The following is a 23,685-nucleotide window of genomic DNA, read 5'->3' as shown; positions in this document are numbered from 1 at the left end:
CCGCCAGTGGCAGGTCGACCTGGTCGGCCCGGCGCTGGCCGCCGCCTTCGTCGAGCCGCCAGCGCCGGCGCCCGCCGAGTAGCAGCGGGCCCGCCGCGAGGGGGCGCCGGGGTCCTCCCCGGCGCCCCCTCGCGGGTTCCCGCGGGCACGTGTCCGGGGACACACGGGCAGATCCGGTGGTCGGCTATGGGCAACCTAGTTACCGGCGGGTAGCATGGCCGTGAAGCAGCGCAGCTCCACCTGTGAGCCGATCTCTGCGTCCTACGTCATGTCCCCCTGGGAGGAGAGCCCCCGTGCCTCGTACCGCGAGGGACGTCGTCTTCGTCGACGGCGTCCGCACCCCGTTCGGCAAGGCAGGCCCGAAGGGCATCTACCACGAGACCCGGGCCGACGACCTCGTCGTCAAGTGCATCCGTGAGCTCGTGCGCCGCAACCCGAACCTGCCCGTCGAGCGGATCGACGAGGTCGCCGTCGCGGCCACCACGCAGATCGGCGACCAGGGTCTGACCATCGGCCGCACCGCCGCGCTGCTGGCCGGCCTGCCGAAGTCCGTCCCGGGCTACTCCATCGACCGGATGTGCGCCGGCGCGCTGACCGCCGTCACCGCGACCGCGGGCGGCATCGCCTTCGGCGCGTACGACATCGTGGTCGCCGGTGGCGTCGAGCACATGGGCCGGCACCCGATGGGCGAGGGCGTGGACCCGAACCCGCGCTTCGTCTCGGAGAAGCTGGTCGACGAGTCCGCCCTGTTCATGGGCATGACCGCCGAGAACCTGCACGACCGCTTCCCGCACCTCACCAAGGAGCGCTGCGACGCCTACGCCGTGCGCTCCCAGGAGAAGGCCGCCAAGGCGTACGCCAACGGCGACATCCAGCCCGACCTGGTGCCGATCGCGATCCGCAACACCAACCCCGACGCCGGCGAGACCGGCTGGGGCCTGGCGACCACGGACGAGCCGATGCGCCCGGGCACCACGATGGCGAACCTGGCCGGCCTGAAGACCCCGTTCCGTCCGCACGGCAACATCACCGCGGGCAACTCGGCCGGTCTGAACGACGGTGCCACCGCCTCGCTGCTGGCCGCCGAGGACGTCGCCGAGGAGCTCGGCCTCCCGGTCAAGATGCGCATGGTCTCGTACGCCTTCGCCGGCGTCGAGCCCGAGGTGATGGGCATCGGCCCCGTCCCGGCAACCGAGAAGGCGCTGGCCAAGGCCGGTCTGACGATCGACGACATCCAGGCCTTCGAGGTCAACGAGGCCTTCGCCGTCCAGGTACTGGCGTTCCTGGACCACTACGGCATCGCCGACGACGACGAGCGCGTCAACCCGTACGGCGGCGCGATCGCCTTCGGCCACCCGCTGGCCTCCTCGGGCGTGCGCCTGATGAACCAGCTGGCCCGCCGCTTCGAGCAGCGCCCCGACGTCCGGTACGGCCTGACCACCATGTGCATCGGCTTCGGCATGGGCGGGACCATCATCTGGGAGAACCCGCACTTCGAGGGTGGTAAGTGACCATGAGCACCACTGAGCTGCTGAAGCGCGCCGCCGAGCTGTTCCCCGGCGAGGTCGTCACCACCGCGCACGTACGCCACCTGGACCTGCCGCTCGCGGCCGGCAAGCTGGCGCTGATCACCCTGGACAACGGCTTCGACCACACCAAGCCGACCACCTTCGGCCCGGGTTCGCTGGCCAAGCTGTCCGAGGCTCTGGACCAGGTCGAGGCCGAGGCCGCCGCCGGTGACATCGTCGCCGTCGCGATCACCGGCAAGCCGTTCATCTTCGCCGTCGGCGCCGACCTCAAGGGCGTCGAGGTGCTCAAGGAGCACAGCGACGCGCTGGCCATCGGCAAGGGCGGCCACGACGTCTTCAAGCGGATCGCCGCGCTGCCCGTCCCCAGCTTCGCCTTCTACAACGGCGCGGCGATGGGCGGCGGCGTCGAGGTCGGCCTGCACGCCACCTACCGCACCGTCAGCTCCGGCGTCCCGGCGTTCTCGCTGCCCGAGGTCTTCCTCGGCCTGGTCCCCGGCTGGGGCGGCTGCACCATCCTGCCGAACCTGATCGGCCCGGCCAAGGCCGTCAAGGTCATCATCGAGAACTCGATGAGCCAGAACAAGCAGCTCAAGGGCAAGGAGGTGTTCGAGCTCGGCATCGCGGACGCGATCTTCGAGCCCGCCGACTTCCTGGAGCAGTCGCTGAACTGGGCGGCCTCCGTGCTCACCGGCGCCACCGAGGTGGCCCGCGAGGAGATCGACCGCGGCAAGGCCTGGGACGACGCCGTCGCCTGGGGCCGCCTGGTCGCCGACTCCAAGGTGCACGGCGCGGCCCCCGCCGCCTACAAGGCGCTGGACATCATCGCCCAGGTCAAGGACCAGGACCTGCAGGCCGGCTTCGACGCCGAGGACGCGGCCCTGGCCGACCTCATCATGAGCGGCGAGCTGCGCAGCGGCATCTACGCCTTCAACCTGGTGCAGCGCCGGGCCAAGAAGCCCTTCGGCGCGCCGGACAAGTCGCTGGCCCGCCCGGTCTCCAAGGTCGGCGTGGTCGGCGCCGGTCTGATGGCCTCCCAGCTGGCGCTGCTGTTCGCGCGCCGGATGGAGGTGCCGGTCGTCCTGACCGACATCGACCAGGAGCGCATCGACAAGGGCGTGGGCTACGTCCACGCCGAGATCGACAAGCTGCTGGCCAAGGGCCGGATCGGCAACGACAAGGCCAACAAGCTCAAGGGCCTGGTCACCGGCCACCTGGACAAGGCCGTCGCCTTCGGGGACGCGGACTTCGTGATCGAGGCCGTGTTCGAGGAGATGGGCGTCAAGCAGAACGTGCTGGCCGAGCTGGAGGCCGTGGTCGCGCCGACCACCATCCTGGCCACCAACACCTCCTCGCTCTCGGTCACCGAGATGGCGTCGAAGCTGGAGCACCCCGAGCGGGTCGTCGGCTTCCACTTCTTCAACCCGGTCGCGATCCTCCCGCTGCTGGAGATCGTCCGCGCCGAGAAGACCGACGAGGGCTCGCTGGCCACCGCGTTCGGGGTCGCCCGCAAGCTCAAGAAGACCGCCGTGCTGACCAAGGACGCCCCGGCGTTCGTGGTCAACCGGATCCTGCTGCGCTTCATGGACGCCATCCAGGGCGCCATCGACGAGGGCACCCCGATCGAGACGGTCGAGAAGGCCGTGCTGCCGCTCGGCCTGCCGATGTCGCCGATCGTGCTGCTCGAGCTGGTCGGCCCGGCCATCGCGCTGCACGTGTCGGAGACGCTGGCCGCGGCGTTCCCGGAGCGGTTCACCGTCTCCGAGAACCTCGGCAAGCTGGTCAAGGCCGGCAAGCGGGGCTTCTACGTGTGGCAGGACGGCCAGCAGGTGCTGGACCCCGAGGTGCTGGCGCTGCTGTCGTTCGGCGACACCGTGCTGACCGAGGAGCAGGTCCTCGCCCGGGCGCTGGAGGCCGTCGCGCAGGAGATCGGCCTGATGCTGGACGAGGGCGTCGTCGGCGAGGCGCAGGACATCGACCTGTGCATGATCACCGGCGCCGGCTGGCCCTTCCACCTGGGCGGGATCACCCCGTACCTGGACCGTGAGGGCGTCTCGGAGCGGGTCAACGGGAAGCGGTTCCTCGCCCCGGGTGTGGCCTCGATCCCGGCCTGAACCACGGCCTGAGGGACGGAACGGCGGAGTGGCCCCGGCGGGGGCTGCTCCGCCGTTCCGCGTGTCCGGGGGACGCGCCCTGGGACGCGCCCCGGCGTGCCCCCGGCGGGGTCAGCGCTTGAGGCGGTAGATGACCGTGTCGCCGGTCATGCCGACGACCTCGTAGTGGGACTCCAGCAGGCTCTCGATCCGGGGCACCAGTTCGGGGTTGTACGGGGCGGTGCCGGAGTCGTCGACGACCACCTCGGGGTAGCCCTTGGCGAGCTCCGCGTCGAAGGTCTGCCAGGCCTCGGAGACGCTGTACTGCTCGCCGACCTGGCGGCCGTCCTTGCCGCCGCTGAAGTTGGTCAGGAAGCCGGCCGTCAGGTAGCGGGAGACCGGGCGGCGGTCGGCCAGCCAGTACAGCTCGGGGTGCATGCCCCAGACCAGCACGGTGTCCTTGGGCGTGGTCTGGGCGGCGACCGCGGTGGCCACCTCGGTGGTCTGGTAGAGCCGCTGGCCGGGCCAGAAGACCGCGAGGCCCCAGAAGAAGGTCGCGGCGACGGCCGAGTAGACGGCCACCGGCCGCCAGCGGACCGCCGAGGTGGAGACCGCGCCGACGCCCAGCAGCACCAGCGGCGGCATCAGCTGCAGGTAGTAGTGGCCGAAGAAGTGGAAGCCGACGCTGACCGCGACCACCGAGGACAGCAGCCAGATCCACAGGTCGCTGGTGGAGCCGTGCTCCTCCTGCGCCGTCGGCAGCGTTCCGCGCCGCCGCAGCCAGAAGCGGTACCCGACCGGGGCGAGGAAGCCGAGGCCGGCCGCGAGCAGGATGCCGGAGTTGCCGAGGGCGCGGCCGAGCATCTGCAGCCAGTTGGAGCCGAGGGTGGCGTAGTCCCCGCTGCCGGTGACCACCCAGAACAGGAAGCCCTTGGGCTTGGTGAGGATGGCCGCGACCAGCGCTATCGGCAGGGTGAAGCCGAAGGCGGTCTTGAACAGCGCGGGCCGCCAGGGCACCCCGCGGTGCCGGACGTCCTGGTACAGCATCCACAGGACCGGCAGCATCACCGCCCCGCCGGTCTGCTTGGTCAGCGAGCAGAGCGCGACCGCGATCCCGGCGGCCAGCCAGCGCCGCCGCTCGGCGTAGCGGAAGGCGGCCGCCATCGCGGGCAGCATGAAGACCTCGAAGGTCGCCGCCTGGGTGTCCTCCGGGGACAGCCCGATGGACAGCAGCAGGTAGAACGCGCCCGCCGCGGCGCCGGCCCGGTTGCCCCAGCGGCCGCGGGCCAGTGAGGCCAGCAGGACCGCGGTGACCAGGTGGGCGACTATCGCCAGGGTGCGCAGCGGCCACAGCGAGGCCGAGCCGAAGACCGCGAAGCAGGCCTCGTACAGCCAGGGCAGCAGCGGGGGCTTGCGGTCCACCACGGTGTCGTACAGCACGCCGCCGTCGGCCAGCATCCGGGCCTGCGTCGCGAGGTAGCCCTCGTCGGGGCTCCACACCGGCCGCAGGAAGGACGGGAGGTGGGTGACCACCGCGAGCAGCGCGAGCACCGGGACCACCCTGGTCCAGTACCCGGTCCGGACGCGTGCGGGTACGCGTGCGGTCAGGGCGGCGGTGAGGCGGCTGGTGTTGATGGGCACAGGTGACAACCTACCGGGCGGTCAGTGGGAGGGCGCTGGCGGTCCCGACATCGGTACCAATGGTCCGGTCACGGACGAGGGTTCCCGGAGCTGCGATCCGGGCCCCGGGGGCGGTCCGGGCGCCGGGAGCGGAGCGGCCCCGGGAGCGGCGGTACCGCTCCCGGGGCCGGCCGGGTCGGGCGGGGCAGGTCAGGCCTGGACGGCCTCGGCGCCGAGCCGGGAGACCAGTGCGGTGACCTGCCGGGCGATGTCCGGGGCGGTCAGGCCGATCTCGGCCAGGATCTGGTCGCGGGTGGCGTGGTCCAGGAACTGCTGCGGGATGCCGAAGTCGCGCAGCGGCAGGTCGACGTCGGCGTCGCGCAGGGCCTGGGCGACCGCCGAGCCGACGCCGCCGGCCCGGCCGTTGTCCTCGACCGTGACGACCACCCGGTGCTCGGCCGCGAGCGCGGGCAGCGCCGGGTCGACCGGCTTGACCCAGCGCGGGTCGACCACGGTGGCGGTGATGCCCTGGGCGGCGAGCAGGTCGGCCAGCTCCAGGCAGAGCGGGGCCATCGCGCCGACCGAGACGATCAGCACGTCGGCGCGGCGCCCGCCGTCCGAGGGCTCGCTCTCGCGCAGCACGTCCATGCCGCCGACGGTGCCGACGGCGGGGACGGCGGGGCCGACGGTGCCCTTGGAGTAGCGGACCACGGTGGGCGCGTCGTCGACCTCGACGGCCTCGCGCAGCTGGGCGCGGAGCTGGTCGGCGTCGCGCGGGGCGGCCAGCCGCAGCCCGGGGACGACCTGGAGGATCGACATGTCCCACATGCCGTTGTGCGAGGCGCCGTCGGTGCCGGTGACCCCGGCGCGGTCGAGCACGAAGGTGACGCCGAGGCGGTGCAGGGCGACGTCCATCAGGACCTGGTCGAAGGCCCGGTTGAGGAAGGTCGCGTAGACCGCGACGACCGGGTGCAGGCCGTTGGTGGCCAGGCCGGCGGCGGAGACGGCGGCGTGCTGCTCGGCGATGCCGACGTCGAAGATCCGGTTCGGGAAGGCCTTGGCGAACGGCGCCAGGCCCACCGGGTGCAGCATCGCGGCGGTGATGCCGACGATGTCCTTGCGCTCGCGGCCGAGGGCGACCATCTCCTCGCCGAAGACCGAGGTCCAGTCCTTGCCCGCGGTCTTGATCGGCAGGCCGGTCTCCGGGTGGATGACGCCGACCGCGTGGAAGCGGTCCTCGTCGTTGTTCTCGGCGGCGTGGTAGCCGCGGCCCTTCTCGGTCAGGCAGTGCACGATCACCGGGCCGCCGAAGCCGCGCGCCTTGGTGAGCGCGGACTCCAGGGCGGTGAGGTCGTGGCCGTCGATCGGGCCGATGTACTTGATCCCGAGGTCCTCGAACATGCCCTGCGGGGCGATGAAGTCCTTCAGGCCCTTCTTGGCGCCGTGCAGCGTCTCGAACAGCTGCTGGCCGACCACCGGGGTGCGCTGCAGCGCGTCCTTGCCCCAGGACAGGAAGCGCTCGTAGCCCTGGGTGGTGCGCAGGGTGGCGAGGTGGTTGGCGAGGCCGCCGATGGTCGGCGAGTAGGAGCGCTCGTTGTCGTTGACGACGATGACCAGCGGGCGGTCCTTGGCGTCGGCGATGTTGTTGAGCGCCTCCCAGGCCATGCCGCCGGTGAGCGCGCCGTCGCCGATCACGGCGACCACGGGGCGGTCCTTGTGGCCCTGGAGCTGGTTGGCCTTGGCCAGGCCGTCCGCGTAGCCGAGCACGGTGGAGGCGTGCGAGTTCTCGATCACGTCGTGCTCGGACTCGGCGCGGGACGGGTAGCCGGACAGGCCGCCCTTCATCCGCAGCTGCGAGAAGTCCTGGCGGCCGGTGAGCAGCTTGTGGACGTAGCTCTGGTGGCCGGTGTCGAAGAGGATGCGGTCGCGCGGCGAGTCGAAGACCCGGTGCAGCGCGATGGTCAGCTCGACCACGCCGAGGTTGGGGCCGAGGTGGCCACCGGTCTTGGAGACCTCCTCGACCAGGAAGCCGCGGATCTCCTCGGCCAGTGCGGCCAGCTGCGCCGGGGTGAGCCGGTCGAGATCGCGCGGTCCCCTAATGCGGGTCAGCAGGGCCACCCGTTCCTCCTCGTTCACAAGTTCCCGGGCCCGGGACGAGCCCGACGGGCGGCGTCGCCCGTGGGTGCGGGGTGCTTCGGCGCTGGGCCGGCACACCCTTGACCGGTCGAGTCTAATGTCCGCCTGCCGGACGCCATGCGGCACGGCGGTTGTCGTACTGATCGCACCGGTGACGTCCGGGTCGGCGGCCGGTCGTCCGACGCCGTCCCATCAGCACCGATGGCCCCTTCCACCGACACGACGAGGCCCGGCACCCGAATGGTTCGGGTGCCGAGCCTCACACCGTACGGCAGTTGTCAGCCGCGGCCGGAGGACTTCTGGGTCCGGCGCGAGACCGAGTCCAGGACCACCGCGCCGAGCAGGACCGCGCCGGTGATCATGTACTGGATGGCCTGGTTGACGTGGACCAGGTCCAGGCCGGTGATGATCGACTGGATCACCAGGATGCCGAGCAGCGCCGACCAGGTCTTGCCGCGGCCGCCGAACAGGCTGGTGCCGCCGATGACCGCCGCGGCGATCGAGTTCATCAGCACGCTGCCGCCACCGAGCAGCTTGTCCGCCGAACCCTGCTGGGAGGCGATGAACAGGCCGCCGAGCGAGGCCATGCCGGCCGAGATCATGAAGACCGAGATCCGGACCCAGGCGACGTTGATGCCCGCGCGGCGGGCCGCCTCGACGCCACCGCCGACCGCGAAGATCTGCCGGCCGTAGGAGGTGCGGCGCAGCACGAAGTCGGTGACCACGACGATGCCGAAGAAGACCACCAGGGGCAGCGGCAGGCCGCGGTCCTGGTTCAGCATGTACGCCGCGACCAGGCCGATCACGGCGATCACGCCGGTGCGCAGGGCGATCTCGCTCATCGGGCGGGCGGCGAGGCCGGCGGCCGAGCGGCGGCGGCTGTCGATCAGCTGGCCGGCGCCGAACAGCGCGATGCCGAGGAGCGCGAAGGCCCAGGTGAAGAAGACGTCGCCGTCACCGAGGAAGTAGGTGTCGAGCTTGGCGATCACGCCGTCGTTGAGCAGGTTGACGGTGCCCTTGTCGCCGAGGACGGAGTTCTGCAGGCCCATCCAGGCCAGCATGCCGGCCAGGGTGACCACGAAGGCCGGGACGCCGATCTTGGCGAAGAAGAAGCCGTGCAGGGCGCCCATGCCGATGCCGACGCCCATCGCGATCAGGACGGCCAGCCACTCGTTGAGGCCGGAGCGCACCGAGAGCACCGAGGCGATGGCGGCCGAGACGCCGGCCACCGAGCCGAGCGACAGGTCGATCTCACCGAGCAGCAGCACGAAGACGATGCCGACCGCGATCAGGCCGGGGCCGGCGATCCACTTGGTGATGTTGGTGAGGTTGTCGGCGTTCAGGAAGTCGCCGGAGACGGTCTGGAAGATGGCGGCGATCAGGATCAGCCCGAGCACGACCGGCACCGAGCCGAGGTCGCCGCTCTTCATCTTCCGCTTGAACTCTTCGAGGTAGCCCGCGAAGCCCGCCTCGCGGACCAGCAGCCGGGGGTCGATCGCGGCCGGCGGCGTGTCGGTGGTGGTCTGGTTGGTGGTCACTTCGCGTCCTCCGCGAGACGTGCCTGACGCCGGGTCACGGCGTTCTCGGTGGCGCCGGTGATGGCGGAGATGATCTCCTCGTGCGAGGTGGAGGCCACCTCGAAGACACCGTTGTTGCGGCCGAGGCGCAGCACCGCGACGGTGTCGGCGACGGCCTTGACGTCGGCCATGTTGTGGCTGATCAGGATCACGCCGAGGCCCCGCTCGCGGAGCCGCTCGACCAGGTCGAGCACCTGGGCGGTCTGCTCGACGCCGAGGGCCGCGGTGGGCTCGTCCAGGATGACGATCTTCGGGTCGCCGACCAGGGCGCGGGCGATCGCGACCACCTGGCGCTGGCCGCCGGAGAGCGCGGCGATCGGGATGCGGACGCTGGGGATGCGGATCGACAGGGTGTCGAGCAGCTCCTTGGCGCGCTTCTCCATGCCGACCTCGTCGAGCGTGCCGAACTTCTTCAGCTCGCGGCCGAGGAAGAGGTTGCCGACCACGTCGAGGTTGTCGCAGAGCGCCAGGTCCTGGTAGACGGTGGCGACGCCGAGGTGCTGGGCGTCCTGCGGGCGGTTGATGCCGACCGGCTTGCCGTCCCACTCGATGACGCCCTCATCGATCGGGTGGACGCCCGCGATGGTCTTCACCAGGGTCGACTTGCCGGCGCCGTTGTCGCCGACCAGGGCGACCACCTCGCCGGCGTGGACCTCCAGCTGAACATCGGTCAGCGCCTGGACGGCGCCGAAGCGCTTGGAGACCCCGCGCAACGCCAGTACGGGTGCGCCTGTCACGTGAACCATCTCCTTCGTTCCGCGCCGCCCGGTACCGGGCGTGGCACGGCCGCCCGCGCGCCGGCCCGGGCGCGAAGGGGTAGTGCGAAAAGGGTGGGGGGCGTGGCGGCCGCCTTCACGTCCGGAAGGCGGGGGGTGGGCACGTCACGCCGGGGCGGGCGGCGCCTCCCGGGGAGGAAGGCGCCGCCCGCTCGGGGGATTACTGCAGGCCGGCCGCGGTGCAGGCGGCGGCGAAGTCCGCGGTGCAGATGTCCGAGGCCTTGTAGAGGCCGTCGGCGATCACCGTGTCCTTGATGTTGGCCTTGGTGACGACCTTCGGGTCGAGCAGCTTGGCCGGGATGCCCTTGTCGGTGTCGCTGTCGATGCTGGCGGAGGCGACGGACTTGATGTCCTTGCCCTGCAGCAGGTCGACGGCGAGCTCGGCGGCCGAGTCGGCCAGCGGCCGGTAGGCCTTGTAGATGGTGTAGGCCTGGTCGCCCGACACCAGGCGCTGGATGGCGTCGAGACCGGCGTCCTGACCGCCGACCGGGACGGTGATGCCCGCGCCCTTGAGCTGGGTGATGATCGCGGCGGCCATGCCGTCGTTGGCGGAGTAGACGGCCTGGAAGCCGTCCTTGCCGAGCTGGGTGATGGCGGCGCCGACCTTCTGGCCCGCGACGGTGGGCTTCCACTCACCGGACTGCTCGTAGACGACCTTCTTGACCTTGCCGTCGAGGACCTTGTGCGCACCGGCCTTGAACTTGCCGGCGTTCGGGTCGGCGTCGTCACCGTTGATCATGACGATGTTGGCGTCGGCGGCCTTGGCACCCAGGGCGTCGACCAGGGCCTGGCCCTGCAGCTCGCCGACCTTCTCGTTGTCGAACGAGACGTACGCGGCGACCGGGCCGGTGGCCAGGCGGTCGTACGCGATGACCTTGACGCCCTTGTCGGCCGCCTCCTTGACCCAGGACTGGGTCGACTTGGCGTCGAAGGCGTCCAGGATGATCACCTTCACACCCTGCGCGATCAGGGTGTCGAACTGCTGCTTCTGCTTGGCCGCGGAACCCTCGGCGTTGGAGTACTTGACGTTGCAGTCCGAGCAGAGCGCCTTGACCTTGGCCTCGATGAAGGGCTTGTCGAAGGACTCGTAACGGGTGGACGAGGCGTTCTCGGGGAGCAGCAGGCCGATCGACTTGGTGTCGCCGGACGCGGCGCTGTCCTTCTTGTCACTGCCGGCCTTGCCACAGGCGGCCATGGAGAGGGCCATCGAGACCGCGGCGGTACCGATGACAGCGCGACGCATCATTGCGTTCATGGTGGGGGTGCCTCCCTGACAGAGCCGCAACGTTGCGGCGAGGTGGAAGGGAGTCAACCCGTCTCGTCGGCTTGTCGTCAATAAGTAAAACCGGAACTCCGGGGATTCGAACCCTTTCGTTATCTTCCTGAAGGCGAAGCCGAGACCAACCGGCCCCGGCGCCGCCTCTGCCGACCGGTCAGGCCTGGGCCGCCACCGCCGGGCCGGTCTGCCGGATTGCGCCGGATTCACCCATCTCGCTCATCACCAGGGCGAGCGCGCCGAGCACCTCCGCGCGGCCCCCGAGAGTGCCGGGGACCACCGACAGCTGCCGCGCCGCGCTCGGGATCGCGTACCGCGCCACGGAGTCCCGGATCGGGGAAAGCACCAGCTCACCGGCCTCGGCGAGGTCCCCGCCGAGGATGATCCGACGCGGGTTGAGCAGGTTGCACAGGGTGGCCACGCCCATCCCGATCTGCCGGCCCGCGTCGGCGATCACCCGGCGGCAGCCGAGGTCACCCTGCTGGGCCAGCTGCACCACCTTGGTCAGGGTCAACTCCCCGGGGTGGTTGGCGTTCAAGAGGTTGAGCAGGTAGCGGGAGCCGACGAAGGTCTCCAGGCAGCCGCGGTTGCCGCAGCGGCAGACCGGTCCGGCCTCGTCCAGCGTGATGTGCCCGATCTCGCCGGCCGTACCGCCGGGCCCCCGGTAGATCTGGCCGTTTATCACCAGCCCGGAGCCGACACCGCTGGCCACCTTGATGTACGCCAGGTCGCCCAGCCCGCGCCCGGCGCCCCAGACCAGCTCGCCCAGCGCGCCGAGGTTGGCGTCGTTGTCGACGTGCACCTCCATGCCCAGGCGCTGGGCCAGCTCCTTGCCCGGGGCGATGCCGGTCCAGCCGGGCAGGATCGCGGTGGAGCCGAGCGCGCCGGTCTCCAGGTCGATCGGCCCGGGCACGCCCAGGCCGACGCCGATCACCTTGTCCGGCCGGAAGCCCGCCTGCGTCAGCAGCCGCTCGACCATGGCCTCGGCCCGGTCGAAGCCCTGCTGGGCCGAGACGTCGACGTCGATCGGCTCGCTCTCCTCGGCCAGCACCCGGTGGGCCAGGTTGCCGACCGCGACCCGCAGGTGGGTGTGGCCGAAGTCGACACCCACCACGATCCCGGCGTCCCCGCTGAGCGAGACGCTGCGCGCCCGGCGGCCGCCCGAGGAGGTGTCGGCGACCACGACGGTCCCGCTCTCCTTGAGCTCCCGGACGATGTTGGACACCGTGGCGGCCGACAGTCCGGTGCCACGGGCGATCTCGGCCTGGGTCAGCGAGCCGGCCATCCGCACCGCACGCAGGACCCTTTCGAGGTTGGCCCGGTGCAGCGACGACTGCGATCCCGGTGTGTCCATCGACATGATTCACCCTCCCAGGGCACGGGGACTCGACCGTCCCCGCCCCTGCCGCGCCATTGCGGCGGAGCTCCGTGGCTTCGGTGGTCGTCACCCGGTGGTGTTGATCCCTCAACCAGCTGTTCAGCTTCAACTTCTGAACTCTAAGCTCAGCCCCCCACCCGGCGCCGGGTCAAACGCCAACCGGGACCGTTCCGAAACCTGCGTGCGCCCCCGCACGACCCCGGATATACGCAGGTCCACGCCGGACCCGGCATGGGAGGATGCCTCTGCATCCGAGCCTGACAAAGGAGTCCTGCGAGTGCCTGGCACCAACTTGACCCGTGAGGAGGCCCGCACCCGGGCCCAGCTCCTGCACGTGGACGCGTACGAGATCGACCTCGACCTGGGCACCGCCCGGGCGGGGGGCACGTTCCGGTCCACCACCGTGGTCCGGTTCTCCGCCACGACGCCGGGCGCCGACAGTTTCATCGACCTGGTGGCGCCGAGCGTCTCCGAGATCGTGCTCAACGGCGAGTCGCTCGACCTCGCCCTGTTCGCCGACAGCCGGATCGCCCTTCCGGGCCTGAAGGCGCAGAACGAACTGCGCGTGGTCGCCGACTGCGCGTACACCAACACCGGCGAGGGCCTGCACCGCTTCGTCGACCCGGTCGACGGCGAGACCTACCTGTACACCCAGTTCGAGGTGCCGGACGCCCGCCGGGTGTTCGCCAGCTTCGAGCAGCCCGACCTGAAGGCCACCTTCCGGTTCACCGTGACCGCCCCGACCGGCTGGGTCGTGGTCTCCAACTCCCCCACCCCCGTCCCGGCGGGCGAGGGCGACACCCAGGTGTGGTCCTTCGAGCCCACCCCGCGGATCTCCTCGTACATCACGGCGCTGGTGGCCGGCCCGTACGTGGGCGTCTTCGACGAGTACGCCGACGGCGACCAGCGGGTGCCGCTCGGCGTCTACTGCCGCCCGTCGCTGCGCGAGTTCCTCGACGCCGACGCGGTCTTCGAGGTCACCCGGCAGGGCTTCGACTACTTCCAGGAGAAGTTCGACTTCCCCTACCCGTTCGCCAAGTACGACCAGCTCTTCGTCCCGGAGTTCAACGCCGGCGCGATGGAGAACGCGGGCGCGGTCACCCTGCGCGACCAGTACGTCTTCCGCTCCAAGGTCACCGACGCCGCCTACGAGGGCCGCGCCGCCACCATCCTGCACGAGCTCGCCCACATGTGGTTCGGCGACCTGGTCACCATGGAGTGGTGGAACGACCTGTGGCTGAACGAGTCGTTCGCGACCTTCGCCGAGGCGGTCTGCCAGGCCGAGGCGCCGGGCTCCAAGTGGCCGAACTCCTGGACCACCTTCGCCAACCAGATGAAGACCTGGGCGTACCGGCAGGACCAGCTGCCGTCCACCCACCCGATCATGGCGGAGATCAACGACCTGGAGGACGTCCAGGTCAACTTCGACGGCATCACCTACGCCAAGGGCGCCTCGGTGCTCAAGCAGCTGGTGGCCTACGTCGGCCAGGACGCCTTCTTCGAGGGCGTGCGCGCCTACTTCAAGCAGCACGCCTGGGGCAACACCCGCCTCAGCGACCTGCTCGGCGCCCTGGAGAAGGCCAGCGGCCGGGACCTGAAGACCTGGTCCAAGGCCTGGCTGGAGACGGCCGGCATCAACGTCCTGCGCCCGGCCCTCGAGGTCGCCGCCGACGGCACCATCTCCTCCTTCGCGGTCCTCCAGGAGGCCCCGGCCCTCCCGGCCGGCGCCAAGGGCGAGGCCGTGCTGCGCCCGCACCGGATCGCCATCGGCGTCTACGAGCTGCAGGACGGCGCGCTGGTGCGCACCGACCGGATCGAGCTCGACGTCGACGGCGCGCGCACCGACGTCCCGCAGCTGGCCGGCCGCGCCAAGCCCGCCGTGCTGCTGCTCAACGACGACGACCTGTCCTACGCCAAGGTCCGCCTGGACGAGGGCTCGCTGGCCGTCGTCACCGAGCACCTCGGCGGCTTCACCGAGTCGCTGCCGCGCGCCCTGTGCTGGGCCTCGGCCTGGGACATGACCCGCGACGGCGAACTGGCCGCCCGCGACTACCTGTCGCTGGCGCTGTCCGGCCTCGGCCGGGAGTCCGACATCGGCGTGGTCCAGTCGGTGCAGCGCCAGGTCAAGCTGGCCCTGGACGCCTACACCGACCCGGCCTGGCGCGAGCAGGGCCTGGCCCGCTGGGCCGCCGCCGCCGAGGAGCAGCTGCGCGCCGCCGCCCCCGGCAGCGACCACCAGCTGGCCTGGGCCCGGACGCTGGCCGGCGTCGCCCGCACCGACGAGCAGCTCGCCCTGCTGGACGGCCTGCTGGACGGCTCCACCGTGCTGGACGGCCTGGCCGTCGACACCGAACTGCGCTGGAGCCTGCTCGGACGCCTGGTCGCCACCGGCCGCGCCGACGACAAGGCGATCGACGACGAGCTGGCCCGCGACCACACCGCGGCCGGCCAGGAGCACGCCGCCAGCTGCCGGGCCTCGCGCCCGACCGCGGCCGCCAAGGCCGAGGCCTGGGCCTCGGTGGTGGAGTCGGACGAGCTCACCAACTACGTCCAGGAGGCCGTCATCGGCGGCTTCCAGCAGTCCGACCAGCGCGAGCTGCTCGCCCCCTACACCGCCAAGTACTTCGCGGCGGTCAAGGGGATCTACGAGACCCGCAGCCACGAGATCTCCCAGCAGATCATCGTCGGCCTGTACCCGTCCTCGCAGGTCGAGCAGGCCACCCTGGACGCCACCGACGCCTGGCTGGCCTCGGCCGACCCGGCGCCGGCGCTGCGCCGGCAGGTCGTGGAGGCCCGCGCGGGCATCGAGCGCGCGCTGAAGGCCCAGGCGGCGGACCGCGCGGCGGGCGCCCGCTGACCCGGGGCCGAACCCCGCAGCAGTGACCGGGGTGGGGCCGGACGACCGTCCGGCCCCACCCCGGTCAGCATCCGGGACACCGCCCGAACCTGCCCGGTACGACACGACGACCCCCGCCGCCTCCGAGGAGGCGACGGGGGTCGTCGGTACCGGCTGCCGTTACTTCTTGTTCTTGCCGAGCGTGGGCAGCAGGCACAGGCCGGCGATCACCGCGAAGAGCACGATCGGGAGCGCCACGAACAGACCGAGCGTCTGGGCGACGCTCAGGCTCTGGCCGGGGTCGTCACCGTCGTCCCGGACCAGCGCCATGGCGGGCGACGACATCAGCATCATCAGCGTGGCCGCTGCGGAGACCGCACCAGCGCGCATTGCGTTCCTCTTGTCCACGTTTCCCAAGGTACCGGCCGCCTACCGGGCCCCGCGCGCCGGGGTCCGCCTTCCGGAGTGCCGAGGCGCCAGCGCCGCCAGCCGCGCGGTACCGGGCGCGGCGGCCAGCTGTTCCAGGGTGACCGGGCAGCCGGAGGCGTCCGCCACCGGCAGCCGCCAGTTCGGGTACTGGTCCCAGGTGCCGGGCAGGTTCTGCGGGCGCGGGTCGCCGACCGTGTCCGGCAGCCACACCCCGACCAGGTCGGCCGGGGTGGCGAGCAGGAAGCCGTACAGCGCCTCCGGGGTCAGGTCCTCGCCGGCGCCGATCAGCCCGGCCCGGATCAGCTCGGCGTGCCACTCGGTCAGCTCGGCCGCCGCCTCGGCCTGTTCCTCGCCGAGCGGACGGGCCAGCAGCCCGAGCCGGTGCCGCAGCTCGACGTGCTCGCCGGTCAGCCGGGCGGCGGTGCTCGGCAGGTCATGGGTGGTCAGGGTGGCCAGGCAGCCCGACCGCCAGCGCTCCGGCGGCAGGATCGCGCCCTTGTCCTGCCAGTCGCGCTCGAACCACAGGACGGAGGTCCCGAGGATGCCGCGGGCCGTCAGCTCCTCGCGCACCCCCAGCTCGACCGTGCCCAGGTCCTCGCCGATCACCGCCGTCCCCGCGCGGTGCGCCTCCAGCGCCAGCACGCCGAGCATCGCCTCCGCGTCGTAGCGCACGTACGCGCCCCGGGTCGGCGGGTGCCCGGCCGGCACCCACCAGAGCCGGAACAGGCCCATCACGTGGTCGATCCGGATCGCCCCCGCGTGCCGGGCCGCCGCCCGCAGCAGTTCGGCGTACGGGGCGTAGCCGGCCTCCGCGAGCGCGTCCGGGCGCCAGGGCGGCAGGCCCCAGTCCTGACCGTGCGCGTTGAAGGCGTCCGGCGGGGCGCCCACCGAGATGCCCTCGGCCAGCACGTCCTGCAGCGCCCAGGCGTCCGCGCCGTCCGGGTGCACGCCGACCGCCAGGTCGTGGATCAGGCCGACCGCCATCCCGGCCCGCTCGGCCGCCTGCTGGGCCAGGCCGAGCTGCTCGTCCACCAGCCAGGCCAGCCAGCGGTGGAACTCCACCGACGGCGCCAACTCCTGTGCGGCCCTGACCACCTGGGGGCTGCCGGGGTGGCGCAGGCCCTTCGGCCAGCGGTGCCGGTCGCTGCCGTGCACCTCGGCCAGCGCGCACCAGGTGGCGTACTGCTCCAGCCACTCGCCCTCGCGGGCGACGAACGCCCGGTACGCCGCCTCGCGGCCGACGCCCCGCGGGACGGTGTGCAGGATCTCCAGCGCCTGGCGCTTGAGCGCCCAGACCGCGTCCCGGTCGATCAGGCCGTCGTGCCGCAGCACCTCCCCGCGCAGCGCGGCCGCCCGGCGCGGGAGGTCGCCGAGCTCGGCGTACGCGTACTCGGGCACCGCCTCGATCCGCAGGTGCACCGGGTCGGCGAAGCGGCGCGAGGACGGGCGGTACGGCGACGGGTCCGAAGGGGCCCCGGGCAGGCCCGCGTGCAGCGGGTTGATCTGGACGAAGCCGGCGCCCAGCTCGTTGCCCGCCCACTGGGCGAGCTCGGCCAGGTCGCCCAGGTCGCCCATCCCCCAGGAGCGCTCGGACAGCACCGAGTAGAGCTGGGCCAGGAAGCCCCAGCTGCGGCCGGACGGCTCCGGGACCTTCTGCGGCGCCACGATCAGCGCGGCGGCGCCCTCGCGCTCCCCCAGCCGGGCGGTCAGCCGGTGGCGGCCGAGCGGGAGGTCGGCCGGCAGCCAGTGCGAGTGGCCGGTGGGCAGGGTCCAGGTGCCGCCGTCCTCCAGCTCGATGCTCAGGCGGACGCCGGCCGGCACGTCCAGCGCGGTACGGCGGCCGGCCCGCGCCACGATGCACGGCGGCAGCAGGCGGGCGGCCTGCGCGGCCCGGTGCCGCTCCAGCTCCGCCCCGACCGACTCGGGGGTGGCGGCGTCCACGCCGAGCGCGGCCAGCACCGCGACCAGGGTGTCCGGCGCCACCGGGACCGGCCCGCTGCCCGGGTCGTAGGTACTGTCCACCCCGTACGCGTGCGCCAGCGCGACCAGCTCCGGCGGCGGCGCCGGACTGTCCTCGGCGGGCACCTGCTGCCCGTTGCCACCGGTCTCGTCACGGTCCAGGAATGCTGCCACTCTGCGGCTCCCACAGGTCTGAAGGGCACCCGATGCTGCGGACAGCCACAGTCCTACCCGCACCGGGGGCCCGCGACCCCGACCGACACGGGGCGACGGCGCCCCGAAGAAAGGTGACCCGTCGTCAGCGGCTTAGCAGGGCAAGCACGGTGAACACCACGCCGATGACCGTCCAGCCGGCACCCACCAGCCTGAGCGTGCGCACGGTGGCCCTGCGGGCGGGCAGCACCCGGCCGAGGAACACCAGCAGCCGCCCGGAGCCCGACCCGGGTTCGGACATCATGTTCCCTCTCCTTCCGCGGTCAGGATCCCGGCCTGACCGACTGCCAGTACCGCACCATCGCGGCGTACTTGTCGTCGAAGGAGGGATCGCTGCGCCGGATCCCGTCCTCCAGCGGCGGCAGCCGCAGGTCGCGTCCGTCGAGGGTGCGCAGCCGTACCGTCCTGATGACGCCGAAGCCCGGATGGGCGGACTCCTGCACGTCGATCGACCCGACCTGGTCCCAGGCCACGGAGCGCCGCACCAGGCCTCCCTGGCTCATCCGGACGCCACCCGGATCGAGCGACGTCGAACCCGTGTTGTACATCCACACCCCGGCCTGGGCGGCCACGCCGCACAGCAGTGCCACGGCCGCGGCGGCGGCTCCCCGACCGGCCGGGACCGCGTACCCGATCAGGGCCACGACGGCTCCGGCCGCGAGTGAGAGACCGAGGATCCGCAGCCGGTGGCCGCAGGACTGCGTGAACACCAATGCGCCGGAATCCACCGGACCTGCTCCTTGTGATCGACGGGTCAGCCGGACGGGGTGCCGGCCGGGAAACGCTTCGCCGCCCGGACGGGGACCGTCCACAGCCAGGCGGTGAGGACGGCGGCGAGCAGGACCGTCAGCCCGCCGCTCCTCAGCCAGCCGTCACCGCCCCCGGGCGGGTAGACCTGCTCGGGCGCGCCGACGTCGACGGCCGCGTACCGCTGCCCCGGGGGTAGCGGACCGGGCGCGCCCCGCAGGGCGAGGTGGCCGCGGGTCGGCCCGCCGTCGGTGCTCGCGAAGTCGCCCCAGGTGTGGCAGCTCCCGTTGGCACCGCAGCGGCTGCCGGTGACCGTCCAGATGCCCGGCCGCCCCTGGCCGAAGCGGGCCGAGAGGTCCGGCCGGGCCAGGCCGAAGAACACCAGGGCCAGCAGGACCCACGCGACGGCTCCGCCGAGGTAATCCCAGCCGAACCGGGCGACCCCCGCGACGTCGGCCCCCAAGGGGTGGGACGCCCGGTCGCTCGCGTCGACCGCCCGCCGCTCCTCCTGGCGGCGGACCTCCGCCGGTACCGGCCCGCGGAGCTCCAGCCCGGGCGCGTACACGGCCAGCAGGGCCGAGACACGGCCGAGGTCGGGCGCCCAGCCCCGCACCGGGAGGCCGGCCAGAGCGATCCCGTCCGCGGAGCCGAGGTCGAGGTCGGGCGGGGCGGTGGCGTCCCCGGCCGCGAACCCGACGGTCAGGAACGGGACCCGGACGCCCGAGAGCCCGATCTCCTGGAAGGACAGCGACCTGATGTACCGCCACGGCAGTGTCATCCGACCGGCGGCCGAGCGGGCGCCCGGGAGGGCGAGCACCAGACCGGCCGGACCGATCCGCAGCGCCGTGCGGGCCCGCACCAGCAGGGCGGCCGTCGCCGCGCCGAGTACGGCCGCCAGTACGACGGAGATCCGGCCGAACCAGACGGGCGCGGGGACCAGGGCGGCGAGCGCCGGCCCGGCGGAGCCGGACGGGACGCCCGGCAGGGCGCGGCTGCGCGCGTAGGCGGCCCGGTGGACCCGTCGACCCATCGCGTTGCACCGTCCACCGGGAGGTCCGGTGTCCACGCCGGTCGTGAACATCCGTCAGTGACGGTAACTATGGCCCCTCGGACACGGGTCCGTCAGCGGGTCCGTCAGGGCCGGGTCGACGACAATCCCGACATTCCTCGCAATGGAGCCAACGGCGTTGACACCGGACGAGGTAGCTGGTGGGCTGGGCCGCCGAGGCGGGTCAGAGTGGTGCGGCAGTTCGGTGATCCGCGGCGGCGGTCGGTGAGCTGCGCTTTCGGTGCGAGGAGGCTCCTGTGCAGGCGCGCGTTTCTGAGGCGGCGGGACGGCGGCTGAGGCACCGGATCGAGCACAGCCCGGCCCTGCGCGAGGTGCTGTGGCACCCGGCCGCGCTGGCCGCCCGCAGGACGGCCGCCCGGACCGCCCGCCAGCTGGCCCCCAGGGCCGCCGACCGGTTCATCGCCGACATCAAGGGCACCGCCCCGCTGCTCGCCTCGGTGCGCGCGGAGCGCCGGGCCGGCCGCCGCAGCAGCACCCTGCAGCTGGCCGCGACGCTCTCGGCCGCCGCCGTGGTCGGCGGCCTGCTGATCACCGCGCCGCCCGGGTACGCCGCCCCGCCCGGCGACCAGCGGGTGGCCAGCGCGCCCGCCGAGGTCACCCCGCTCGGCTCGATCGCCGACCCGCAGGTGTACCCGCGCCCGCAGCAGCTCAAGTCCGCCGGCCGGCCCGTCTCGGTACCGCAGGCCGTCAGTCTGGTGACCGGTGACGGCGCGGACCCGGCGGCGCTCGACGTGGTCCGGCAGGTACTGGGCACCGCCGGGGCCGCCGACGTGACGCCGATGCCGGAGGCACCGTCGCCCGCCGCCGGTTCGCTGGTGGTGTACGTGGGCGGTGCGGGCGCCCAGGCGGACCGGATCCTGCACGACCTGGCCGCCGCCGGCGGCGCCGGCCAGGACAGCTCGGGCCTGCCGGCCGGCGGTTACGTCCTGGCGGCCGGGCAGCTGCCCGCCGCCGGGGGCGGCACGTACGGCGCGGTGGTGCTGGCGGGCGCGGACGGCCCCGGCACCTTCTACGCCGCGCAGAGCCTGCGCCAGCTGCTCTCCCCGCTCGCCCCGGGCCAGGGGCAGGGCGAGGGCGCCAAGGGCTTCCCCGGCATCGCGGTCCGGGACTGGCCGAGCGGCGCCCCCGTGCGCGGCACCGCCGAGAGCTTCTACGGCACCCCGTGGACCGCCGCGGAGCGGCTGGCGCAGATCGACTTCCTCGGCCGCACCAAGCAGAACTTCTTCCTGTACGCGCCGGGCGGCGACCCGTACCGGCTGTCGCGCTGGCGCGAGGCCTACCCCGCGGCGCAGGCCCAGGAGCTGGCCGAGCTGGCCGCCCGGGCCCGGGCCAACCACGTCACCCTCGGCTACGCGATCGACCCCGGACAGTCGTTCTGCTACAGCTCCGGCAAGGACGTCGACGCGCTGCTGGCCAAGCTGGAGTCGCTGCGCCGGCTCGGCTTCCGCTCCTTCCAGCTGCAGTTCCTGGACGCCAGCTACGACGAGTGGCACTGCGGGGCGGACCGCAAGCTCTTCGGCACCGGCCCGGCCGCCGCCGCCAAGGCGCAGGCCGGGCTGGTCGGCAAGGTCCGCGAGCGGCTGTCCAAGCAGCCGGAGATGGCGCCGCTGTCGGTGATGCCGACGGAGTACCAGAGGCAGGGCGCCACCCCGTACCGCAGCGCGCTGGCGGCGGCGCTGCCGGTGGACGTACTGGTGGCGTGGAGCGGCGGGGCGGCGATCCCGGCGAAGGTGGCGGGCAGCCAGCTCGACGACACCGCGGCGCTGTTCAGCCGGCCGCTGGTGACGATGGACAACTACCCGGTGAACGACTCCACCCCCGAGCGGCTCTACCTGGGCGCCTACACCGGGCGGGACGCCGCGGTGGCCAAGCGTTCGGCGGTGCTGCTGACGGCCGCGATGAGCCAGCCGGTCGCCTCCCGGCTCCCGCTGGCGACCGCCGCGGACTTCGGCTGGCAGCCGGACGGCTACCAGCCGCTGGACTCCTGGCGCGCCGCGCTGCACGCGCTGGCCGCCGACCCGGCCGAGCTGGCGGCGCTCACCGCGCTGGCCGGCAACAGCTCCTCCTCCCCGCTGTCCCGGGAGGAGTCCGGTTACCTGGCACCCCTGCTGGAACGGTTCTGGGCGGTCCTGGAGCCGACCGGTGGCACCCCGCCCGACCTGGCCAAGCTGACCGAGGCGGCCGGCCCGCTGCGGGACGCGTTCGCCACCATGACCTCGGCCCCGCAGGTGCTGTCGGGCGACGCGATCGGCCCCGAGACCGGCCCGTGGCTGGCCAAGCTCTCCGCGTACGGGCAGGCCGGGCAGGCCGCCGTCGACATGCTGGTGGCCCAGCGCGGCGGTGACGGCAACGCCGCCTGGGACGACCGGATCCGGCTGCGCAGCCTGCGCGAGCAGCTGGACGCCAGCCCGGTGACGATCGGCGGCAGCGTGCTGGACGGCTTCCTCGAACGGGCGGTGCTGTCCGCCGACACCTGGTCCGGGATCACGGCCGGCGGCGCGACCGCCACCACCACCTTCGGCAGCGCGCACGACCACGTGCCGGGGCTGATGACCGACGGCGACGCCGCCACCTTCTACTGGAGCGCCGGTCCGCCGACCGCGGGCGACACCGTCGGCCTGGACCTGGGCACCGCCCGGCCGGTCGGGCGGGTCACCGTGCTGATGGGGTCGTGGGGCGACGGCCCGGACGCGGCCGCCGCGGCCGGGGACTACCTGCACGACGCGGTGCTGGAGTACTCCACCGGGTCGGGCGGCTGGCGGCAGCTGGCCCGGGTGCACAACCAGCAGAGCATCTCGGTGGACGCCCCGGCGGGCACGGTCGCCAAGGCCGTCCGGCTGCGGGCCACCGCCGGGCAGAAGACCGCGGTGGCGATCCGCGAGTTCACCGTGGCCGCGCCCGGCGACAGCCCGGCGAGCGTCAGCGCGCCGCCCGCCGCACCGGGCTCCTCCCCGGCGGCCGTGCTGGACGGCGACCCGGACACCGCCTGGCGGGCGGCCGGCGCACCGAACAGCGCCACCACACCGCTGACCGTGGAGCTGGGCGCGGCGCGCCCGCTGGACCGGGTGACCGTGCTCACCGACCCGACGGTACGGGCCGCGGCCACCGCCGAGGTGCGGCGCCCGGACGGCAGCTGGGTCGCGATCGGCGCGGTGAAGCCCGGCTACAACGAGCTGCCGGGCGGGGGCGGCCCGGCCGAGGCGATCCGGCTGGTCTGGGAGCCGGGCGGCGAGGCCCCCGTGGTCAACCAGATCATCCCCTGGTACGCCGACGTGCCGGCCGCCCGGCTCAGCCTGTCCGCCGCCACCCTCGACGTGGTGGCCGGCCAGGCGGCCCCGGCGCAGACCAAGGCCGTGCTGGAGGCGGGCCGCCCCGAGGGCGCGGCCGGCCAGCTGAAGGCCGAGGTGCCGGCCGTCGCCCAGGGGCTGACGGTGACCCCGGCGGGGGCCGTCACGGTGCCGCGCGGCGCGAAGGTCGGGTCCCCGGTGCTGGTCACCGCGGCGGCGACCACGCCCTCGGGCACCTACCAGGTGCCGATCACCTTCACCGTCGGGACGCTGACCGTACGCCAGGTGCTCCAGGTGCACGTGGTGCCGCCGACCGGCGGCCCGGACCTGGCCAGGACCGCCACCGCCAGCTCCTCCGGCGACGCGTCCGCGTCCCAGCCCGCCTCGGCGGTCACCGACGGCGACCCGAAGACCCGCTGGTCCGCCAAGGCGGCGGACGACGCCTGGGTGCAGATCAAGCTGCCGCAGAAGGTCCGGCTGGGCTCGGCGGTGCTGCACTGGCAGGAGGCGTACGCCTCCGCGTACCGGCTGGAGACCTCGCCGGACGGCGTCACCTGGACCACCGTGGCCGCGGTGGACGACAGCACCGGCGGCACCGAGACGGTGCGCTTCGACGCCCCGGACACCCAGTACCTGCGGGTCCAGGGGGTGTCGAGGGCGACCGCCTACGGCTACTCGCTCTGGGGCGTGGAGGCCTACGCGGTCACGCCGTGACACCCGGGCGGCCCTCCGGCGGGCCGTCGGCGGGCCGGCTGCGGCGCGT

The 23,685-nt window shown here is 73.1% G+C and carries 15 protein-coding genes; 4 read left to right on the top strand and 11 right to left on the bottom strand.

Annotation, left to right across the window (positions count from 1 at the left end):
* Nucleotides 1-293: 293 nt before the first annotated feature.
* Nucleotides 294-1,511 (top strand): acetyl-CoA C-acyltransferase, encoded by a 1,218-nt coding sequence (locus tag AA75_RS35140; RefSeq protein ID WP_033824425.1) that lies wholly within the window; start codon nucleotides 294-296, stop codon nucleotides 1,509-1,511.
* 2 nt (nucleotides 1,512-1,513) lie between these two features.
* Nucleotides 1,514-3,640, top strand: coding sequence for a 3-hydroxyacyl-CoA dehydrogenase NAD-binding domain-containing protein (locus tag AA75_RS35135; protein WP_033824424.1), 2,127 nt, complete (start codon nucleotides 1,514-1,516; stop codon nucleotides 3,638-3,640).
* A gap of 111 nt (nucleotides 3,641-3,751) precedes the next feature.
* On the opposite strand, the gene AA75_RS35130 is transcribed toward AA75_RS35135, so the two are convergent.
* The 6 genes from AA75_RS35130 to AA75_RS35105 all read right to left on the bottom strand — a co-directional run bounded on the left by AA75_RS35130 (nucleotide 3,752) and on the right by AA75_RS35105 (nucleotide 12,358).
* Complete coding sequence (locus tag AA75_RS35130; protein ID WP_082527061.1) at nucleotides 3,752-5,260, bottom strand: glycosyltransferase family 39 protein; 1,509 nt, start codon at nucleotides 5,258-5,260, stop codon at nucleotides 3,752-3,754.
* Between the two features lie 189 nt (nucleotides 5,261-5,449).
* The gene (gene dxs, locus AA75_RS35125) at nucleotides 5,450-7,357 is read right to left on the bottom strand and encodes a 1-deoxy-D-xylulose-5-phosphate synthase (protein WP_033824437.1); all 1,908 of its coding nucleotides are present in this window, start codon (nucleotides 7,355-7,357) and stop codon (nucleotides 5,450-5,452) included.
* 296 nt (nucleotides 7,358-7,653) lie between these two features.
* Nucleotides 7,654-8,913: a sugar ABC transporter permease gene (locus tag AA75_RS35120; RefSeq protein ID WP_033824423.1), complete on the bottom strand. Its 1,260-nt coding sequence runs from the start codon at nucleotides 8,911-8,913 to the stop codon at nucleotides 7,654-7,656.
* Nucleotides 8,910-9,698 (bottom strand): ATP-binding cassette domain-containing protein, encoded by a 789-nt coding sequence (locus tag AA75_RS35115; protein ID WP_063794507.1) that lies wholly within the window; start codon nucleotides 9,696-9,698, stop codon nucleotides 8,910-8,912. The genes AA75_RS35120 and AA75_RS35115 overlap by 4 nt, the downstream gene beginning before the upstream one ends.
* A 190-nt stretch (nucleotides 9,699-9,888) precedes the next feature.
* Entirely contained in the window at nucleotides 9,889-10,983 is a 1,095-nt protein-coding gene (locus tag AA75_RS35110) for a sugar ABC transporter substrate-binding protein (protein WP_033824421.1), read from the bottom strand.
* Between the two features lie 178 nt (nucleotides 10,984-11,161).
* Nucleotides 11,162-12,358 (bottom strand): ROK family transcriptional regulator, encoded by a 1,197-nt coding sequence (locus AA75_RS35105; protein WP_033824436.1) that lies wholly within the window; start codon nucleotides 12,356-12,358, stop codon nucleotides 11,162-11,164.
* Nucleotides 12,359-12,659: 301 nt separating this feature from the next.
* On the opposite strand from AA75_RS35105, the gene pepN reads away from it, so the two are divergent.
* Entirely contained in the window at nucleotides 12,660-15,239 is a 2,580-nt protein-coding gene (pepN, locus tag AA75_RS35100; protein WP_033824420.1) for an aminopeptidase N, read from the top strand.
* A 159-nt stretch (nucleotides 15,240-15,398) separates the two neighbouring features.
* Here pepN and AA75_RS35095 read toward each other — a convergent pair whose 3' ends face one another.
* From AA75_RS35095 to AA75_RS35080, 5 genes are all read right to left on the bottom strand, one after another.
* Entirely contained in the window at nucleotides 15,399-15,626 is a 228-nt protein-coding gene (locus AA75_RS35095; RefSeq protein WP_082527060.1) for a hypothetical protein, read from the bottom strand.
* A 21-nt stretch (nucleotides 15,627-15,647) separates the two neighbouring features.
* Nucleotides 15,648-17,732, bottom strand: a complete 2,085-nt coding sequence (malQ, locus tag AA75_RS35090; protein WP_051814000.1) for a 4-alpha-glucanotransferase — start codon at nucleotides 17,730-17,732, stop codon at nucleotides 15,648-15,650.
* 172 nt (nucleotides 17,733-17,904) lie between these two features.
* Nucleotides 17,905-18,063, bottom strand: a complete 159-nt coding sequence (locus AA75_RS50195) for a hypothetical protein (protein WP_158515616.1) — start codon at nucleotides 18,061-18,063, stop codon at nucleotides 17,905-17,907.
* 19 nt (nucleotides 18,064-18,082) lie between these two features.
* Nucleotides 18,083-18,547: a hypothetical protein gene (locus tag AA75_RS35085; RefSeq protein ID WP_149038564.1), complete on the bottom strand. Its 465-nt coding sequence runs from the start codon at nucleotides 18,545-18,547 to the stop codon at nucleotides 18,083-18,085.
* A 26-nt stretch (nucleotides 18,548-18,573) separates the two neighbouring features.
* Nucleotides 18,574-19,596, bottom strand: a complete 1,023-nt coding sequence (locus AA75_RS35080) for a hypothetical protein (protein ID WP_033824417.1) — start codon at nucleotides 19,594-19,596, stop codon at nucleotides 18,574-18,576.
* A gap of 275 nt (nucleotides 19,597-19,871) precedes the next feature.
* On the opposite strand from AA75_RS35080, the gene AA75_RS35075 reads away from it, so the two are divergent.
* Complete coding sequence (locus AA75_RS35075; RefSeq protein WP_051813996.1) at nucleotides 19,872-23,636, top strand: beta-N-acetylglucosaminidase domain-containing protein; 3,765 nt, start codon at nucleotides 19,872-19,874, stop codon at nucleotides 23,634-23,636.
* Nucleotides 23,637-23,685 lie beyond the last annotated feature (49 nt).

The sequence above is a fragment of the Kitasatospora sp. MBT63 genome, from assembly GCF_000710465.2.
GTDB lineage: Bacteria > Actinomycetota > Actinomycetes > Streptomycetales > Streptomycetaceae > Kitasatospora.
The sequence above is the reverse complement of the archived record's forward strand: the minus strand, read 5'-3'. Positions and strand labels throughout refer to the sequence as shown.

What these genes read in the sequence shown, in the direction of transcription:
- AA75_RS35135 (WP_033824424.1), top strand. Translation starts at nt 1,514, where the DNA reads ATGAGCACCACTGAGCTGCTGAAGCGCGCCGCCGAGCTGTTCCCCGGC.
- AA75_RS35105 (WP_033824436.1), bottom strand. Translation starts at nt 12,358, where the DNA reads ATGGACACACCGGGATCGCAGTCGTCGCTGCACCGGGCCAACCTCGAA.
- AA75_RS35080 (WP_033824417.1), bottom strand. Translation starts at nt 19,596, where the DNA reads ATGGGTCGACGGGTCCACCGGGCCGCCTACGCGCGCAGCCGCGCCCTG.
- AA75_RS35110 (WP_033824421.1), bottom strand. Translation starts at nt 10,983, where the DNA reads ATGAACGCAATGATGCGTCGCGCTGTCATCGGTACCGCCGCGGTCTCG.
- AA75_RS35115 (WP_063794507.1), bottom strand. Translation starts at nt 9,698, where the DNA reads ATGGTTCACGTGACAGGCGCACCCGTACTGGCGTTGCGCGGGGTCTCC.
- AA75_RS50195 (WP_158515616.1), bottom strand. Translation starts at nt 18,063, where the DNA reads ATGATGTCCGAACCCGGGTCGGGCTCCGGGCGGCTGCTGGTGTTCCTC.